At 58.2% G+C, this 18,350-nt stretch carries 18 protein-coding genes; 4 read left to right on the top strand and 14 right to left on the bottom strand.

Translation table 11 applies throughout. The features are described 5' to 3' along the window. Window positions 1–715: 715 nt before the first annotated feature. Complete coding sequence (locus tag EYC79_RS16560) at window positions 716–1,294, top strand: histidine phosphatase family protein (RefSeq protein WP_130978672.1); 579 nt, start codon at window positions 716–718, stop codon at window positions 1,292–1,294. A 187-nt stretch (window positions 1,295–1,481) separates the two neighbouring features. Further along, window positions 1,482–1,949 (top strand): redox-sensitive transcriptional activator SoxR, encoded by a 468-nt coding sequence (gene soxR / locus EYC79_RS16555; protein WP_112357923.1) that lies wholly within the window; start codon window positions 1,482–1,484, stop codon window positions 1,947–1,949. 101 nt (window positions 1,950–2,050) lie between these two features. Here soxR and gpt read toward each other — a convergent pair whose 3' ends face one another. The 5 genes from gpt to purC all read right to left on the bottom strand — a co-directional run bounded on the left by gpt (window position 2,051) and on the right by purC (window position 5,019). Further along, complete coding sequence (gpt, locus tag EYC79_RS16550; protein WP_062424236.1) at window positions 2,051–2,548, bottom strand: xanthine phosphoribosyltransferase; 498 nt, start codon at window positions 2,546–2,548, stop codon at window positions 2,051–2,053. Window positions 2,549–2,733: 185 nt separating this feature from the next. Then, on the bottom strand, window positions 2,734–3,138 hold the full coding sequence (locus EYC79_RS16545; RefSeq protein ID WP_130978671.1) for a hypothetical protein: 405 nt from the start codon (window positions 3,136–3,138) through the stop codon (window positions 2,734–2,736). A gap of 66 nt (window positions 3,139–3,204) precedes the next feature. After that, window positions 3,205–3,876, bottom strand: a complete 672-nt coding sequence (purQ, locus tag EYC79_RS16540) for a phosphoribosylformylglycinamidine synthase subunit PurQ (RefSeq protein WP_062424238.1) — start codon at window positions 3,874–3,876, stop codon at window positions 3,205–3,207. A gap of 118 nt (window positions 3,877–3,994) precedes the next feature. Next, on the bottom strand, window positions 3,995–4,237 hold the full coding sequence (gene purS / locus EYC79_RS16535; RefSeq protein WP_062441600.1) for a phosphoribosylformylglycinamidine synthase subunit PurS: 243 nt from the start codon (window positions 4,235–4,237) through the stop codon (window positions 3,995–3,997). 17 nt (window positions 4,238–4,254) lie between these two features. Continuing rightward, window positions 4,255–5,019: a phosphoribosylaminoimidazolesuccinocarboxamide synthase gene (purC, locus tag EYC79_RS16530; protein WP_027673419.1), complete on the bottom strand. Its 765-nt coding sequence runs from the start codon at window positions 5,017–5,019 to the stop codon at window positions 4,255–4,257. Window positions 5,020–5,266: 247 nt separating this feature from the next. Here purC and EYC79_RS16525 point away from each other — a divergent pair, with 247 nt between their 5' ends. Further along, window positions 5,267–5,608 (top strand): ATPase inhibitor subunit zeta, encoded by a 342-nt coding sequence (locus EYC79_RS16525; protein ID WP_111847114.1) that lies wholly within the window; start codon window positions 5,267–5,269, stop codon window positions 5,606–5,608. Between the two features lie 194 nt (window positions 5,609–5,802). Here the strand turns inward: EYC79_RS16525 and EYC79_RS16520 are convergent, their stop codons facing one another. From EYC79_RS16520 to bcp, 9 genes are all read right to left on the bottom strand, one after another. Next, window positions 5,803–6,390 carry an RBBP9/YdeN family alpha/beta hydrolase gene (locus tag EYC79_RS16520; protein WP_130978670.1) on the bottom strand — a complete coding sequence of 196 codons (588 nt, stop codon included), beginning with the start codon at window positions 6,388–6,390 and terminating at the stop codon, window positions 5,803–5,805. Window positions 6,391–6,542: 152 nt separating this feature from the next. Further along, window positions 6,543–7,850, bottom strand: a complete 1,308-nt coding sequence (purB, locus tag EYC79_RS16515) for an adenylosuccinate lyase (RefSeq protein ID WP_062424242.1) — start codon at window positions 7,848–7,850, stop codon at window positions 6,543–6,545. Window positions 7,851–7,964: 114 nt separating this feature from the next. Further along, complete coding sequence (gene rpe / locus EYC79_RS16510; RefSeq protein WP_130978669.1) at window positions 7,965–8,642, bottom strand: ribulose-phosphate 3-epimerase; 678 nt, start codon at window positions 8,640–8,642, stop codon at window positions 7,965–7,967. A gap of 139 nt (window positions 8,643–8,781) precedes the next feature. Beyond that, entirely contained in the window at window positions 8,782–9,855 is a 1,074-nt protein-coding gene (locus tag EYC79_RS16505; RefSeq protein ID WP_130978668.1) for an ABC transporter substrate-binding protein, read from the bottom strand. Between the two features lie 149 nt (window positions 9,856–10,004). Further along, complete coding sequence (locus EYC79_RS16500; protein ID WP_130978667.1) at window positions 10,005–10,415, bottom strand: NUDIX domain-containing protein; 411 nt, start codon at window positions 10,413–10,415, stop codon at window positions 10,005–10,007. Then, on the bottom strand, window positions 10,415–11,917 hold the full coding sequence (locus EYC79_RS16495; RefSeq protein WP_062599997.1) for a DEAD/DEAH box helicase: 1,503 nt from the start codon (window positions 11,915–11,917) through the stop codon (window positions 10,415–10,417). The genes EYC79_RS16500 and EYC79_RS16495 overlap by 1 nt, the downstream gene beginning before the upstream one ends. Window positions 11,918–12,105: 188 nt before the next feature. Continuing rightward, the gene (locus tag EYC79_RS16490) at window positions 12,106–13,368 is read right to left on the bottom strand and encodes a peptidoglycan DD-metalloendopeptidase family protein (RefSeq protein WP_130978666.1); all 1,263 of its coding nucleotides are present in this window, start codon (window positions 13,366–13,368) and stop codon (window positions 12,106–12,108) included. A 72-nt stretch (window positions 13,369–13,440) separates the two neighbouring features. Next, window positions 13,441–14,262 (bottom strand): ferritin-like domain-containing protein, encoded by an 822-nt coding sequence (locus EYC79_RS16485; protein ID WP_130978665.1) that lies wholly within the window; start codon window positions 14,260–14,262, stop codon window positions 13,441–13,443. Window positions 14,263–14,286: 24 nt separating this feature from the next. Further along, on the bottom strand, window positions 14,287–14,754 hold the full coding sequence (gene bcp, locus EYC79_RS16480; RefSeq protein ID WP_113180249.1) for a thioredoxin-dependent thiol peroxidase: 468 nt from the start codon (window positions 14,752–14,754) through the stop codon (window positions 14,287–14,289). A gap of 175 nt (window positions 14,755–14,929) precedes the next feature. Between bcp and EYC79_RS16475 the strand changes: the two genes are divergently transcribed. Further along, window positions 14,930–18,331 (top strand): YhdP family protein, encoded by a 3,402-nt coding sequence (locus EYC79_RS16475; RefSeq protein ID WP_130978664.1) that lies wholly within the window; start codon window positions 14,930–14,932, stop codon window positions 18,329–18,331. Window positions 18,332–18,350 lie beyond the last annotated feature (19 nt).

Genomic DNA, 18,350 nt, shown 5'->3' with positions numbered 1-18,350 from the left:
GCCATGCGCCACCAGTTGTCTGCCGATGAATGGAAACGATCATCCTTGGATGTCGTTCCCTTATGTCGTGGTTATGATGGCTGCAAGCATACTATATATAGTATTAACAGTTTCTTGTCGCCAGACCCCGCCTTATGTTTTTGGCAGCTCCCGAACATGGACACGCCCCAGCGTTCCTCACCCCTCGTGGTTGGAACGCAAGACATCGCGTGAACTGATACAGGAGAGAACCGCAGATGAACCTGCCGATTCCGTTGCCGCCGCAACATGGATCTACTTTTAGAAAACGTGCTGATTCCGTCAAGGCCTAGTTTGTAAGGGTTCATTTACCACAAGATGTGGTGTGGATAGGGTGTGGAAAACGGGGAAAGAAAAACCTTCCATAAATATCAGGCACTTGCGGCGCATTATGGCTGGCCGCTTACCTTGCGTGAAGCTTGCCTGTGGTGGTGGAAGGAGCGATATGGCGGAATTCTGGGAACGTGTCGTTGTTGCGTACAAGCAACAAGTGTTGGCCTATCCACAAGGTTTGCGATGCGTGGGGCAGGCGGAAGCGATGCGTGGGGCAGGCGGAAGCGATGCGGTACAAGATATAGCGGTACCTGGAAGGTTTCGGGTCCTGCGCCCACGCCAGCAACGGAACGGGACAACACGATCTTGAAACGACGAGCGAGCTTATCTAACCTCGGATCAACACTCATGGAAGGGATACGCGATGCAAACATCGCTGCCACAGATTTTTCTGGTCCGACACGGCGAGACTGCCTGGTCAGTGTCCGGTCGTCATACCGGAAGGTCGGATATCGATCTGACGCCCAACGGCGAAAATGCTGCAAGATTGCTCGCCGAGCGCTTGAAAGGGATTACCCCTGATGTGGTGTGGTCGAGCCCGTCTTTGCGAGCGCGCAGAACATGCGAGCTTGCGGGATTTGCGTCCGCAATGTCTGTCAAGTCGGACCTCAACGAGTGGGATTACGGACAATATGAAGGCGTCACCACAAAGGACATCCACAAGACGGCGCCCGGCTGGCAGCTATTCCGTGACGGCGCTCCCGGTGGTGAGAGCATTGAGCAGGTGGGTGTGCGAGCAGATCGCATTATCCATGATATCAGGGCCAGCGGCACGACCATCCTGATCTTTTCAAGTTCACATTTCCTGCGCGTGCTGGCAGCCAGGTGGCTCGGGCTTCCGCCTGAACACGGGAGAAGCTTCGTCCTCGATACCGCAACTGTCAGCGTATTGGGCTACGAACACAATATGGAAGAACCAGTCATCCGAGCATGGAATACGTGATCCGTCCCGATCACTACCGCATGTGATTGATCTCCATATTTTGCAGATCAATTCGCATGTGGCCCTTGGCACGGGCGCTGCCCAGAATAATGCGGAGCGAGAGCGTTGTGTCTGTCATGGATCGATACCCCCTTTCAGCGTTGACCTCCAAGTGGTAGTTCCTCAAGTAAAGTTGAGGTCAACGGGCATGACGAAAAAACTTCAGCAGATTCCTCTCGTACGCGACCTCTCGGTCGGCGATGTTGCCGAGCGCGCTGGCGTGGCGGTCTCGACGCTCCACTTTTACGAGGCCGAAGGGCTGATCAAGGGCTGGCGCAACAGCTCGAACCACCGCCGCTATGGGCGCGACGTGCTGAGGCGCATCGCCATCATCAAGGTGGCACAAAGGGCAGGCATCCCGCTCAAGGAGATACAGCAGGCTCTGAACACCCTGCCGGATGGCCGCACACCGACGGGAAAGGACTGGCAAAGGCTCGCCACCCATTGGCAAGCGCAACTGGATGACCGCATCGCGCGGCTTACGCGGCTGCGCAATCAGCTCACCGGTTGCATTGGCTGTGGTTGTCTTTCGACGGATGAATGTCCGCTGCGCAATCCGGCAGATATATTGGGGGACAAGGGCCCTGGGCCGGTGCTGCTCGAGCCTGGGGAGTGAGGCAAGAGATCGCAGGCTTGTAAGGCGATCTGGGAAACAGGATCGGACCGCGTCGCGCAAAACCCATCAGGATTTCGCGCGACGTGAATTTTGCGTGGTGCTCAGCCGGGCGCGCCCTTGGCAATCGGCTCCTGATAGGTGAAGCCCATGTCCCACGGGAAATAGATCCAGGTGTCCTGGCTCACTTCGGTGACGAAGGTGTCGATTGTCGGAACGCCGGTTGGCTTGGCATAGACGCAGGCAAAATGCGCCTTTGGCAGCATCTCGCGCACTTCCAATGCGGTCTTGCCGGTATCGGTCAGATCGTCGACGACGAGAATGCCTTCACCGGACTTTTCCAACAGTTCTGGAGAGATGCCCTTCAGCAGAACGGTATCGCCCTGATTCAGGTAATCGTGGCGGGTGGCAATGCATACCGTGTCGATCAGGCGGATGTTGAGTTCGCGGGAAATGATCGCTGCCGGAACGAGACCGCCACGGGTGATGCAGACGATGGCCCTGAACTCCTGGTTCAGGCCGGCAAGACGCCACGCCAGCGCGCGGGCATCGCGGTGAAACTGATCCCAGGATACTGGGAAGGCTTTATCGGGAAGGGACATGGTGGGTCTGCCATCTCATTCAATTGCTGATGGCTTTGGCTAATAGCGGCAAGAAACGGCAAAAAGCAAGTCTATGCGCTTTCGGCAATCATGATCTTGTTGACGGCGCTCGATGCAGAGCCGCCGTGGGCTTTCGGGGGGCTTTCAGAGGGACCACAATCGGTCGTGGCCCCTTGGGTTGGCTGTCAGCAGCCCTTGCCGCCATTGGCCCAGCGCTTGATGTCGGCGGAAATGCGCGGTGCATGACCGTCGTTCATGACAGGGCCGAAGGCCTGGAGGTTTGCCGGATTGCCTTCGGCCTGCACCACCAGCATCGGGCGTGATTCCGGGCTGTTACGCGGAACGAGCAGAATACGGGGGCGACCGGAGAAGGAGTTGAGTTCCGGTGCCAGGCGATAGGCCTTGAATGCCGGATCGCCAGACTTGAACCAGCAGGCATTGGCGCCGAGCGCAACGCGCTCCATGACCGGAAGGGCGGCCTGCGACGCGGCCGTTGGGGGCTCAGGCTTTGGCTGGCATGCGGCCAGTGCGAGTGCAGCGAGGGCCACAGCGGCAATGCCAATGGAACGTCCAGAAAGGATATGGTTCATTCTTCAATCCAGCATGAGCTGCAAAAATAAAGCCGGGCGGATGCGCCCGGCTGGATGTGTCTCATATCAGGCAGCGATCACGCCAAGCGCTGAGGCAAATATGCCTCGGCCATCCTTGCCGCCATGCGCCGCTTCGATCAGGTTTTCCGGATGCGGCATCATGCCGAGAACATTGCCCTTGTCGTTGATGACGCCGGCAATATCGTTCAGCGAACCATTCGGATTGGTACCTTCGGCGTAACGGAACACCACCTGGCCATTGTCTTCCATCGCCTTCAACTCGTCGGCTTCGACGAAGTAGTTGCCATCGTGATGGGCGACGGGAGAGCGGATGATCTGGCCCTTGTCGTAGGTGCGGGTAAACTCCGTGTCGTTGTTGACGACCTCGAGCTTGACTTCACGGCAGACGAATTTGAGCGAGGCATTGCGCATCAAGGCGCCGGGCAACATGCCGGCCTCGACCAAAATCTGAAAGCCGTTGCAGACACCCAGAACCTTGACGCCCTGTTCAGCCTTTTCGCGGATCGCCTGCATGACGGGCATGCGGGCGGCGATCGCGCCACAGCGAAGGTAATCGCCATAGGAGAAGCCGCCGGGGATGACGATCAGATCGACATCCGGGATCTGGGTTTCCGTCTGCCAGATGGTGACGGGCGCCTGACCTGAAATCTTCGTCAAGGCCGCGATCATGTCACGGTCGCGATTGAGGCCAGGAAGCTGGACGACTGCGGATTTCATGGGCCTTGGCTCCGAAATTCAGAGCATTTCCAGCAAGAGTGCCTGCGGTCTGCATGGAAAATGCGTCAAACAAAGAGTTAAGAGCAATGGAGGTGAACCATCGTTCACCACACTTGCCCTAGAGGATGGCGATCGCGTAGTTTTCGATGACGGTGTTGGCGAGCAGCTTCTCGCACATCGCCTTCAGGTTTTCTTCGGCTTTGGCCTTGTCGGTGGTGTTCAGTTCAAGATCGAAGACCTTGCCCTGACGGACCTGGCCCACGCCGTCAAAACCGAGGCTGCCCAGCGCGCCTTCGATTGCCTTACCCTGCGGATCGAGAACGCCGTTCTTCAGCGTAACAGTCACCCGTGCCTTGATCACCTGATGGTCTCCTGATTTCACTTGACGAGAACCGGGCCTGTGCCGCGGATCGGTTCGTTTTCATTGATGATGCCGAGACGGCGCGCCACTTCCGAATAGGCTTCCACAAGCCCACCCATATCGCGGCGAAAGCGGTCCTTGTCCATCTTTTCCTGCGTCTCGATATCCCACAGGCGGCAGCTATCCGGCGAAATTTCATCCGCCAGGATAATGCGCATCATATCGCCTTCGAACAGACGGCCGCATTCGATCTTGAAATCGACGAGCTGAATGCCGACGCCGAGGAAAAGACCGGAAAGGAAATCGTTGACGCGAATGGCAAGCGCCATGATGTCGTCGAGTTCGGCGGGGTTGGCCCAGCCAAACGCAGTGATGTGCTCCTCGGAGACCATCGGGTCTTCCAGCGCATCCGACTTGTAATAGAACTCGATGATCGAGCGAGGCAGCACAACGCCTTCATCAATGCCGAGGCGCTTGGAGAGCGAGCCTGCCGCAACGTTGCGCACGACAACCTCGAGCGGGATCATCTCCACTTCCTTGATCAACTGCTCGCGCATGTTCAGGCGGCGGATGAAGTGGGTGGGAATGCCGATCTTGTTCAGATGCGTGAAGACGTATTCCGAGATGCGGTTGTTCAGAACGCCCTTGCCGTCGATGACTTCATGCTTCTTTTTATTGAAAGCAGTCGCATCATCCTTGAAGAACTGGATGAGCGTTCCGGGTTCCGGACCTTCATACAGGATCTTGGCCTTGCCTTCGTAGATTCGGCGGCGACGGTTCATAGTGACATATCTCTTGTTTTAGCGCCGGTGCTGATGGCGGTCGTTTCGTTTCTTGAAGCGGTCCCATAGCGGAAAAGAAGCCATTTCACAATGCGACGGCACGCGGTTGTTTGCAATTCTTCAACCCTGTTTTTGGCTGTTCCAAGGCAACATCTCAAAGTTACGCTTTTTCAATAGTTGTATTCTAGAACAGTGGTGTCCCGATCAAGAGGACGCAAATAACGACATAGTAAAACGGGGTATAATCATGGGTCTGAGACAACGCGGTAAAGCGCTCGAGAATTTGTATTTTCACGAAGAGGAACTGAGCTTCCGTCTTCACGGCATGCGCAGCAGGTTGATGGGCCTTTGGGCTGCATCCCTAATGCACAAGGACGACGCCAATTCCTACGCCAGCGAGATCGTTGCCGCGTCCATCGGCCGCGAAGGCGACGACGCGATGTTCAACAAGCTGCACGACGATTTCGTCGCCGCCGGCGTCGGCGTTACCGATGATGTCATCCATGATCAGATGACCAACCTTCTGCGCTGTGCCGCCGACGAGCTCCGCAATGGGATCGCGCAATTCGACGGCAAGCGCGCCGCCTGAACTTTCATTCCGTATTTCGAACATCCGACGGGCCTTGGCGTCATGCATGGAGATCGGCAATTCTCCATACGAACCAACATGCGGTATGTTTGAACATAAGTGCCGAAAGGCCGAAGCCGCGCAGGGTATACTTGCGCGGCATTTCCGTTTTACTTTCTATTCGCCAAAGCAGCCGCTAACAGGGCTGATCTTGTTCAGCTTTTATTCTCAGGAATCGCAAAGCCCGACGGAGGCTTGAGCTTGCTCAGGAACTGAGCAAAGACCATTGTGCCTTCCGGCCACGGGCCATGGCCCGATTCCGCGTTGATGTGCCCTGACATGCCAGCATCGATCAGGAGCGAGCCCCAGGCGGCGGCAATGTCATCGGCATGCTCATACGTTCCGAATGGGTCGTTACGGCTGGCGATGGTGATGGCCGGGAATGGCAGCGGATCGCGAGGATAAGGCCCGAACGTCATCAGATGCTTCGGCCGGATGTCGGGATTGGCGACATCTGGCGGCGCGACAAGCATTGCGCCAGCCACTCTGTGCGCGATTTCCGGCAAGGCGTGCATAACCGTCGGCACTCCGAGGGAATGTGCGACGAGGACCACAGGCTTCGTCGAGGCGTTCACCTCCTCGACAAGGCGAGCGACCCAGTCTTCACGCACGGGCTTCGACCATTCCGCCTGCTCGACGCGGCGTGCTGTCGACAGCTTCTCTTGCCAACGGGTCTGCCAATGGTCGGGGCCGGAATTGGTGTAGCCGGGAACGATGAGGATATCTGCTTCTGATGCTTTCATGCCGCTTATCTTGGTTTGTTGGCTGGCGTTATCAAGGTGCAAAGCAAAGGATCGCTCACAAAGCTCCAGGGTTCTTTGGTATCAGAATATAGTGGCGCTCACCTCGGTACTGGCCGAGGTGAGCAATTCCTACCTTTGCCGGGAACTAAGGATCAAGCCTCGCCGAAGACGCGCTTGAAGATCGTGTCGACATGCTTGGTGTGGTAGCCAAGATCGAACTTTTCGCGGATCGTCTCTTCCGGAAGGGCTGCGCGCACTTCCTCATCCGACAGCAGTTCTTCGAGGAAGTCCTTGCCTTCTTCCCAGACCTTCATCGCATTGCGCTGAACGAGGCGATAGGAGTCCTCGCGCGAAACGCCGGCCTGTGTCAGCGCCAGGAGCACACGCTGCGAGTGAACGAGGCCACGGAACTTGTTCATGTTCTTCAACATGTTTTCCGGGTAGATCACCAGCTTCTCGATGACGCCTGCCAGACGGTTGAGGGCAAAATCGAGCGTGATCGTGGTGTCTGGGCCGATGCCGCGCTCTACAGACGAGTGGCTGATATCGCGCTCGTGCCAGAGAGCAACGTTTTCCAAGGCCGGAACGACAGACATGCGTACCAGACGGGCCAAACCGGTCAGGTTTTCGGTCAGAACCGGGTTGCGCTTGTGCGGCATGGCGGACGAACCCTTCTGACCGGGCGAGAAGAACTCTTCCGCTTCCAGAACTTCGGTGCGCTGCATGTGGCGAATTTCGATGGCGACGTTCTCGATCGACGAGGCAATGACGCCGAGCGTGGCGAAGAACATGGCGTGACGATCCCGCGGGATGACCTGCGTGGAGACGGGCTCCGGCGACAGACCAAGGGCCTTGCACACATGTTCTTCGACGGATGGATCAATATTGGCGAAGGTGCCGACAGCGCCGGAGATGGCGCCGGTGGCGATTTCGGCGCGGGCGTTGACGAGGCGGGCGCGGTTACGGTCCATCTCGGCATAGAAGCGCGCAAATGTCAGACCCATCGTCGTCGGCTCGGCATGGATGCCGTGGCTGCGACCAATACGGACGGTGTTCTTGTGCTCGAAGGCGCGGGTCTTCAGCGCGGTCAAAACCCGGTCCATGCCGGCGATCAGCAGGTCGGCAGCGCGGACCAATTGGATGTTCAGCGTCGTGTCGAGCACGTCGGATGAGGTCATGCCCTGGTGGACGAAGCGGGAATCCGGACCAACGAATTCTGCAAGATGGGTGAGGAACGCGATGACGTCATGCTTGGTGACGGCTTCGATTTCGTCGATGCGGGCAACGTCGAACTCGGCCGCGCCACCCTTTTCCCAAATGGTCTTTGCCGCTTCCTTCGGGATCACGCCGATGTCCGCCAGCGCGTCGCAGGCATGCGCCTCGATTTCGAACCAGATGCGGAACTTGGTTTCCGGCGACCAGATAGCGACCATTTCCGGCCGGGAATAACGAGGGATCATGGCAAAGCCTTCTTGAACTGAGAAATCTGGTGCCCGTTTAGCAAAGTGTTTCGGCAATCTCAACGCATTCGGCGCGTCAGGGTAAACCCGGCAACACGGACGTCTGCCTGGAGATCAAGCTCTGCCGCTTTCGGCCGATGCTCTGAGAGCGGAGACGGTTTTCGTATAGTCATCCACACCATCGCCCTTGAAGACGGCAGAACCGGCAACCAGCACATTGGCGCCCGCTGCAATGGCGCTGCCTGCCGTCTCGGTGGTGATGCCGCCATCCACTTCCAGTTCGATCGGGCGATTGCCGATGAGCGACTTCGCCGCGCGGATCTTGTCGAGCATGGCCGGAATGAACTTCTGGCCGCCAAAGCCCGGATTGACGCTCATGATGAGGATGAGGTCCACATCGTCCAAGACATTTTCGAGCACGGAGAGCGGGGTTGCCGGATTGAGCGTGACGCCGACCTTCTTGCCGAGCGCGCGGATGTTTTGCAGCGAGCGGTGCAAATGCGCGCCGGCTTCGGCATGGACCGTGATGCTGTCGCAACCGGCCTTGGCGAAGGCCTCAAGATAAGGATCGGCGGGCGCGATCATCAAATGGCAATCGAAGAAGGCCTTGCTGTGGGGGCGCAGTGCCTTGATCACATCCGGCCCGAAGGAAATGTTTGGCACGAAGTGACCGTCCATCACGTCCAGATGAATCCAGTCGGCGCCAGCGGCCGTGACATCGGCGACTTCCTGTCCGAGTTTGGCGAAGTTGGCGGCAAGAATGGAAGGGGCGATCCGGACGGGGAGGGTCATCTGCAAATGCTCCTGATTGGCAAGGCGTTGCTGGCCCTTAGCACCGCACGCTTGGGTCAACAAGCTTCGATCCGAACCTCAAAAGGGACAAATCGATTAGATAGAAGCCGATCTTACGATACCAGGTTGCTGGAGGGCCCTAATTCAACGCCTTGTCGACGACGACGAAGTCGGTGCCAGTCCAGCGCTGAAGCCGGTAGGAATTGTCCTGCAACTCGTGGCGTTCGTTGAAGATGACGGGGCCGATGACCGTATCGAAGGTGGTGCCAACCATCACGACAGGTGTTGGTTTCGATTGCTCCGATGCCTTCTCCAGCGCCTGCGCTGAGAGTTGGGCGGCGGCATAGGCCGGAAGAACGTAGCCTTCGGGTTCGATATTGGCAGCACGCAACTGCTGCACCGCCTCCGCCGCGGAGGGCAGTGCTGCGTAATCCGGCAAGGCGACAGCAAGCGTGCCAGGTTGCAGCGGAACAGGCGCGTTTGCCGCCCGCAACGCATCGCTGCCCATAAGCACGAGGGGAATTTTCTCTGCGGCGGCGTCGCGTGCGATGATCGATAGGTCGTTGCGTTCTGTCGCCGCGAAGACATGTGTCACGCCGGTGCGGCTCAGGCGACGCACGAGCGCAATCTGCTGTTCCTGTGAAGGGCGTAGCGTGTCCGTGAAGGTCGGTTTCAAACCTGCCTCTTCCAATCGCGCACGGACACGGTCCACCAGTTCACGGCTATAGATCGTCGCGTCATCAAGAAGCGCAAAGGGCAAGCCCTTCCAATCGCGCAGCATGATCTCCGCAACCGCCGAGGTTTCATCGTTCTCCGAGGGTGCCATACGAAAGAGCGGCCAGCCGCGCTTCAATGCATCTTCCATCAGAATGGGCGAGCGGCTCGACAGGGTGATGGCCGGGATCGCGGCATTTTTCAATGTCGGCAGTGCATCCGCAAGGGTTTCGGTACACAGGAAGCCGACGACCACGGAGACTTTCGACGCAACAAGACCGTCGGCGATGGCACCACCGCTGCCGTCCTCGCAGCTTTCATGAATTTCCATGACATCGAGGCCAACCTTCGCGGCTGCCGCCTTTACACCCTGCCGGATCTGCAAGCCCAGCATCTCATATGCGCCGTTCTGCGGAGCAACGACTGCGATCGTCGCAGCATTTGCAACGCCAGCGATGCTGAGACTGAAGGCAAAACTGAGCAGGCGGAGTGAATTCATGGATGGCATTATCCTGTGCGATTGTCCGATGTTATCGAGGCTGAGCAGGATGCAAAAGGTTCAATACCAAGAAAAATGCGCTTTATGACAAAGAATGCTCGTTCGTCGGGTGATTGGCGAAATGCCGACGCCGGCAAAGCGTCACCCAGTCACGATGCGAGATGGCGAAACGCATCCCGGGCAAAAACAGAGAGAGGGGAGGGCAGGTCGTCGACATCAAACCACCCCATATCGGAGAGCTTGTCCGGCTCCGTCAATTGCGCCGTTCCCGTCACGTCGTCTGTCACGTAAATCAGCGACAGCCAATGTTGTCCATCGGCTGGTATGATCTGCTCGCTGATACAGAGGAAGCGGACGTTCCCGATGGTCAGCCCGCTTTCTTCCTCAGCTTCGCGACGGGCAGCCTCAAGGGCGTGCTCCATGTGATCAACCTTGCCGCCCACAATGCTCCAGTGGCCGGCTTCGGGTGATTTCACGCGCTTATAGAGCAGCACCTTTCCGTCCCGCCTGATGACGAGACCGCATCCGACACCGGGGAAATCGATGCCTGGCTGTGCCATCAGCCTTTGGCGTTTGCGACGATCAGCATGAAGGCCGGGATGTCGTCGCCGAAGCCGACGGGTGTCGGGCCATCATCATGGTCGCGGTAGTGGCGGCGGCGATCACGATTGTCGTCATTCGCGTGGGAAGCACCGTGGCTCCGCTCGAAATTACGCGGTGCCTTCTCGTGCCTGCGCTCTGCCTTCACTTTGTCGCCTCCATTTGCCGCAACCTGGATGGTGTCAGCCGGTTTCACATTCGGGATTTCCGCTTCCACCTCTTGAGGCGCTTCGCGGCGGTTCCGATCGCGGCCACGACCACGATCCTTGTCTTTGTCCTTGCCGCGGCGCGGACGGTCGGTGGCGAAACTTTCCATGGGTGCCGGAAGTTCCGAAAGATCTCCGCTTAGCCACTCAATCTTTTCGCCGATCAGCTTTTCGATGGCGTCGAGATACTTGGTGTCACGGCGATTGACGAGCGTGAAGGCAGCACCCGAGCGACCCGCGCGGCCGGTACGGCCGATGCGGTGGACATAGTCTTCCGCATGGATCGGAACGTCGAAGTTGAAGACGTGGCTGACATCTGGAATGTCGAGGCCACGGGCGGCAACGTCGGACGCAACCAGCAGCGTGATCTGGTTGTCCTTGAAGCCCGCCAGCATCTTCGTGCGCGAGTTCTGGTCCATATCGCCATGCAAGGCACCGACGGAGAAACCGTGCCGTTCAAGCGAACGGTAAAGATCAGCCACGTCCTTCTTGCGGTTGCAGAAGATGATCGCGTTCTTGAGCTCGGTCTGCACCTTGATGAGTTCGCGAAGCACGGCGCGCTTCTCGTAATCCTTGTCGTGGGTGGCAACGATGCGCTGCGTCACCGTCTTTGCCGTCGAAGAAGGCTTGGCCACTTCGATGCGGACCGGGTTTTGCAGGAAGCGATCGGCCAGCTTCTGGATCTCCGGCGGCATGGTGGCCGAGAAGAATAGCGTCTGGCGCGTGAAGGGAATCATCTTCGCTATGCGCTCGATATCGGGGATGAAGCCCATGTCGAGCATGCGGTCGGCTTCGTCGATGACGAGAATTTCCACGCCCGTCATCAGAAGCTTGCCGCGTTCGCAGTGGTCAAGCAGACGGCCGGGGGTGCAGATCAGGACGTCCGCGCCGCGCTCCAGCTTGCGATCCTGCTCTTCAAACGAAACGCCGCCGATGAGAAGCGCAACGTTCAGCTTGTGATTCTTGCCGTACTTTTCGAAGTTCTCGGCAACCTGCGCCGCCAGTTCGCGCGTCGGCTCCAGAATGAGCGTCCGCGGCATTCTTGCGCGCGCTCTGCCCTTTTCAAGCAGGGTGAGCATCGGCAGCACGAAGGAGGCCGTTTTGCCGGTTCCCGTCTGTGCAATGCCGCAAATGTCGCGTCTTTCCAGCGCCGGAGGAATAGCGCCCGCCTGGATAGGTGTTGGCGTGCTGTAGCCAGCATCGGCAATAGCGGAAAGGACTTTTTGGCTCAGGCCAAGATCAGAGAATGTTGTCAAAGGAAAAACTGTTTCCGTTCTGGTTCGAAGAACAAACGACTGTCGTAGCGTTAGTGCCGCAGATCGTGGTCCGCGACATAGGCCTAAATCGCCGAAAAGTCAAGGAAACAGGGATTTGTCCCGAAATGGTACATCAAAACTGGCCGGTGGAAGAAAATCCGGCTCGAATTCTGATGCGTGACGGGTCTTTACTGCAGATAGGTCTTTAATTCAGTGCCCGCAACGAGGAAGCGCATAGGGTCGACCGCCTCGTCATTTAACCGCACTTCGTAATGCACGTGGGGTCCTGTGGAGCGCCCAGTGCTGCCAGCCTTGCCGATGACATCGGACAGCTCGATCTTTTCGCCGGTACGAACGAGGATTTGCGACAGATGGCCATAGCGCGTCGTGACACCCTTGCCGTGATCGACCTCTACCATGTTGCCGTAACCGCCTGAATAGCCTGCAAAAGACACGGTTCCGGCACCGGTGGCGCGCACATCGGCGCCGGTTTCTGCGCGGAAGTCTATACCGGTATGCAATGCGGGCCGACCGAGGAACGGGTCCATGCGATTGCCGAAGCGGCTGGTTATGTCGCGACCGGGTGCCGGATTGCCGAGTGGCAGGCGCTCTGCAGTGCCACGAACGGTTTCCAGACGGTCCAGGGCGTTGTCGAGATCTGCGAGTGAGGCCTGAAACGGATTGGTCGAGGCTTCCACAAAGGGACCGCCAACGGCATCGTCAGCCTTGTCATCGATCTTCAGGCCGGTGCTACGAATAATATCGGCCATGGCGTCGGCTCGGCTCTTTGCACCGATCGTCAGCGAAGCGATTCGCCCGAGCTGGTCCGATTCGATGCGGTTGAGCGAGACGAGCATGCGTGTCAGCGCGCGACCTGATACGGCGTCTCTGTTGTCGCTATAGGTCAAGCTGCCTTTGAGCGTCGATCCTTTTTCCGCACCACGCAGTGCACGGTCGATGGCGGACGCGCCGCCGGAAAGGCTGGCCTTTTTCTGGGGAGCGAAAGGGTTGGCCGACGGCGTGACACTCTGTTCATCCGGTGCCGATCGAGTGTCTTCCTCATTGAGGAGTTCGTTGGCGCGTCCGTGGCGGAAGGAAAGGGCGTTCTGCTGGGCAAGAAGCGTTTCAACCTTCTTTTCAACAGCTTGCTGATCAAGGAGCTGACGCGAAGTAATCTGATCCACCTGCGAGCGTAGCGCTGCGATGCGGTCTTCATAATCCTTTTGCATGCGCGATTGCCGCGCGATCATTGCGCCCAGCATATCGTCCCGGAAGACGAGATAAGCCGTCGAACCGATAAAGCCGAGGCTCATGACGAGGATAATCAGCAGTGTGGGGATGACGAGCAAGGGTCTGATCGTGACATGGCGAACCTTTTCGCCGCTCGCCAGAATGAGGACGTGCTGCTTGCGCTTCTTGCCAAAGGCCAGGTTTGTCCTCGCTTCCGTCATTTCTGCTCCAGCGGTTCGTCGTCCACTGAGGAAGATAATTTGTTAAGGTTAACGAAGCTTTTACAAACGCGCTCAGCTTTGGCTGACAGCGGTGAGCGAACGATAGAAGGACGGAGTCAAACCCGCCTCGGCGCGGGCGAGATCGTTGAAGGGCGGCTTCAGTGGTCCACGAAAGTTGATCCTGACCAGTTGCTTGAATGTTTCCGCAGGGTCCTTCTTTTCCCGCGCGCACAGGAAGCGGAACCATTTCGCGCCGATCGCGACGTGCCCCTTTTCGTCATTATAGATGACGTCGAGAACGGCAGCGCTCTCAAGATCGCCGGTCTCGCGCATCTTGGCCTGGAGAGAGGGTGTGACATCGAGACCGCGTGCTTCGAGAATGAGCGGTACGACCGCAAGCCTTGCGGTCAGGTCGTTGCGCGTCTGGTGCGCGGCCTGCCAAAGCCCGTCATGCGCAGGAAGATCACCGTAGTCCGCACCCATCGCCCGCAGGCGATCTCGCACCAGCCGGAAGTGCTTCGCCTCTTCGAAAGCGACCTGCATCCAGCCATCGAAAAAGGAATGCGGAACAGGCTCGCTGGCGTAGCGGGCAACGATGTCGAGTGCGAGATCCACCGCGTTGAGTTCGATATGGGCAATGGCATGCAACAGAGCGATCCGGCCCTTCACACTGTGAAGCGACCGTCGCTTGACCGCGGTTGGTGGAACAAGTTCCGGCTTCTCAGGTCGTCCCGGGCGATCCGGCAGCTTGGGATCGAGCGGTGACCGCAAGGAGATACGCCGCTCGAACCAGCGGGTCGCGGCGTCCTGCGCCAATCCCGTCTTCCGGTCGAGATCGGCTGTGGCGATGGCCTCGGTTGCCGCGCCGCGGAGTGATGTCATCGTGAATGGCATGGTCACCGGATCAGACTCGACCGGTCAAAGCGCCTTTGCCTCATCGAGAACTGCCTGCGCATGGCCTGGGACCTTCACCTTGCTCCAGATTTTTGCGACCTTGCCGTCCGGGGAAATGAGGAAGGTGGTGCGCTCTACGCCCATGTACTTCTTGCCGTACATGCTTTTTTCCTTCCAGACGCCATAGGCTTCCAGCGCGCTCTTGTCTTCGTCGGCGGCCAGCATCACGGTGAGCGAATGCTTGGCGGCGAACTTGTCGTGACTCTTCACCGAATCGGGCGAAATCCCAATGACGACGGTATTTGCCGCTTCGAACTGTGCGCCCAGTGCGCTGAAGTCGATTGCCTCTGCCGTGCAGCCGGATGTGTCATCCTTGGGGTAAAAATAGAGGACGACCGTTTTGCCCTTCAAATCGGAAAGAGAAATGTCGCCACCGCCGTTTCTGGGAAGACGGAAATCGGGTGCTTCGTCGCCAATCGTCAGTTCTGCCATGGTTCACCTTTCTTTTGCCCGGATTGTTGAGCATGGGGGCAGGTATTCGATATATACCGAATAACAGCTTCGTCCAGTCTTGTGGCGAGTCAAGCGGGATGGCAGGGTGAAACCGCCAAACTGAAAAGGCCCTGGCTTGGGGTTCAGGATATTTCCGGGAGCGGGCAGGGGACGGATGGCGGAAATTCGCGGGGAGAAGGTCAGTTTCAGCAAGCGAGACATCGTGCCGTTGCACGATTTACCGTCTGCGCAAGCGGAAGACCCGATCATCGTTCACTGCCCGGCGCCGCGCTCCACGCTGCGCGCCTTTGCAAAGGTCTTTGTTGCCCTCTTTATTCTCGCCTTCCTGTCCATCGGCGGTATCATTCTGTCCGTCGAAACCGGTTCAGTAGACAGTGTTCTCTCAAGCCAGGCGCAGCAGGCTTTGGAGCGGGCACTCGGTCCCCGCTACCAAGCGCGCATAGGCTCCACGGCAATTCGCTTTTCCTCTGGCCTACGGCTTTCGCTGGTCGCCCAGGATGTCGATATTACCGATAGCGAATCGGGGCAGCACCTAAGCCGGGCGCGGTCCATCGGCATGGCGCTCGATCCTGTCGCGTTGCTGACCGGACGTGTGTCGATTGCCACGCTGGAAGCCAACGGAATGGAGCTCGACACCGCGCTGTTGCCGAAGGGGCAGGCCTTCGATCTCGCGCAGCTTCGCATCGATGCGATCCCTGCGCTTTTGGAAAATGCCTTTGGCGATCTCGATCGCCTGTCGCAGACCTTCCAGCGCAGCGGCACGGAGGAAATCGATCTTTCCGATATCGCGATCCGCTTGCCGCCGCGCGACGACGGCAAGCCGCGCACCATCAATCTCAGCGAGTTGTCTCTCGTTCCCGATGGCGAGGGAGGCTATACGCTTGATGGCGATGTGGCATTCAACGGCCAGGTTGCGGAATTGGCGCTCGCCGCCACCGCTGTCGATGGCCGCATCAACAATTTCTCCGCTCGGCTCGATGGGTTCGATATCGGTCCCCTTCTGGAACAGTTCGATAACGAAGGGCTGATGCACCAGGGGCTCAACGTCAAGACCGGCATCAACATCGCTGCGGCCCGCGGTGCCGAGAATGAAAAGCCGGCCCTCGATCTATCTTTCGCGCTTGGAAACGGTGAGCTCTATATCGGTGGGGAAGCACAGCCTGTCAGCGGTGGTGTGGTCAATGCGCATTACGATTTCGACGGCAAGGCCGTTCTGGTCGACAATTCGAACCTACAATTTGGCCGCACAACGCTGCCCATCCAGGCCAAAATCCTCGACAACGACAAGGGGTTCGATCTTTCCGTCCATCTGCCCAATGCGACGGCCGTTGCCGATGCAGGTGGCGAGGAGCCCGTGACATTCGATCTAAAGGCGGACGGCACCTTCGACCGCACCACACGCGAGATCAATGTGCCGTCCCTTTATGTTTCAAGCCAGCTCGGCAACATGGCGGGCTCACTCAAGGTCCATTTTGGACAAGGGTCTCCGGAAATCAGCTTTGGCGGGCAAATCCCGAAAATGGAGGCGACGGCTGTCAAGCAGCTTTGGCCGTTCTGGATGGCGCACAAGGCGCGGCCATGGGTTATCGCCAACCTGTTTGGCGGTACGGTGCGCAACGGCTCCATTGCCGTGTTCATCCCGGCTGGTCGAATGTGCGGACCGAACTGCCCGCTGGAGCTATCCGCCAGCGAATTGCAGATCAAATTCGATGTTGAGAACACCCGCTTGAATGTCGCCGGTGACATTCCACCGCTTCGCGATGCTTACGCTCATTTCGAGCTTGTGGGCGAAAAGATCGACGTGACCGTCTCGAAAGCAACCTCCTTCTTTCCATCGAACCGCAGTCTCGAACTTGAAAACAGCCGCTTCTCGATCGCCGATGTTTACGACAAGCCGCTGATGGCCGACCTCGATCTCAACGTCAAAGGATCGGCCGACAGTATTGCGGAACTGGCGTCCTTCCAGCCGATCAATGCGTTGAGAGACACCGAATTTCAGCCCGGCGATTTCTCCGGAAATGTGACCGCCCACGCCAAGCTGAGGGTCGGCCTGTTGAAAAGCCAGTCTCCGCCCGATCCGGTATGGACGGCGGATCTGGCGCTCAACGACGTTTCGCTGGCGCGGCCAATCTCCAACCGCAAGGTTTCTTCGGTCAATGGCAGCCTGAAGCTCAACAATGAGACGCTGCATCTTCTCGGCAAGGGGCGGATCGACGATGTGGCGATGAACATCGATTTCACCCAGCCCATTCGCAAGACCAGCACAGCGGGCCGAAAGCTGGTGCTGAATGCGGTGCTGGAGCCGGGTCAGATTGCCAAGCTGGCACCGGAACTCTCCAGTGTGCTGGGCGGAACGACGTTGCTCGAAATCGACAGCACCGATCCCGACCGGCAGGATGTGAAACTTGATCTTTCCAATGCTTCCATGGTTCTGCCGGGGCTTGGCTGGACGAAGGGTGTGGGCGTCAAGGCGAATGCGTCCTTCAGCATGGAGACCGTCAACGGCCGTACCAGCATTCATGATCTGGCGTTCAAGGGCGATGGCTTTGGCGCCGCTGGCGACCTTGCTTTCGACAAGAGTGGTTTGATCTCCGCCAATTTCTCCCGGTTTCAATTGTCGCCTCAAGATGATTATGCCATCTCCGTTTCCGCGGCAAAAAGAAGCTACACGGTCAATATCAACGGCAAGTCGGCTGATCTTAGGCCCATCATCGCCAAGCTGCGCAATTCCGATAGCGGATCCTCTGGCGCGTCCGCCGGTACGGCCCAAAGCGGCGATCTCGGCTCGCTCAACATCAAGGCAGATCTCGACCGGGTCTATGGCTTCAATGACGAGGCGCTATCCAACGTCACCGCCAGCGTTGGGGTCAGGGATGGCAAGGTGCGCTCGGTGGATTTCAAGGGCGTGTCCGGTCGCGGTCAGGCCGTGGTGGCGCAGACCACGAACCAGGGCGATGGTGGCACGATCAATCTGACCAGTAGCGATGCCGGCGCCTTTGCCCGCTTCACCAATCTCTACACCCGCATCCGCGGTGGTCTGTTAAATCTGGTCATGACCACGTCCAATGGCACGTCGTGGAGTGGTTCGCTCGATCTACGTAACTTCGCCGTTCTCAATGAAGCCAAGCTGCAGGATATTGTTGCGACCCCCTCCGGTCAGGATGGCCGCAGTCTGAATGCGGCAGTACGGCGCAACATCGATGTCAGTTCGGAGAAGTTCCAGCGCGGCTTTGCTCGCGTCGTCGTTGTCAACGGCGTCGTGGCATTGGAGAACGGCGTGGTCCGTGGCGAGCAGATTGGCGCGACCTTCCAGGGCGTTTTGAAGGACCAGAACGGCAATATCGATATGACCGGGACCTTCATGCCTGCCTATGGCCTCAACCGTCTCTTCGGCGAGTTGCCGTTCATCGGCATCTTTTTAGGCAATGGTCGTGACCGTGGTCTTCTCGGCATCACCTTCAAACTGACGGGTCCGACGGCCACGCCGCGGTTGCAGATCAACCCCTTGTCGCTGATTGCGCCTGGCGTTTTCCGGCAGATATTCGAATTCCAATGATAAAGCGGTTACGCATACA

The sequence above is a fragment of the Agrobacterium cavarae genome (assembly GCF_004310285.1).
Lineage (GTDB): Bacteria > Pseudomonadota > Alphaproteobacteria > Rhizobiales > Rhizobiaceae > Agrobacterium > Agrobacterium cavarae.
Note: the sequence above shows the minus strand (reverse complement) of the source record. Positions and strands in the feature narration are given on the sequence as shown.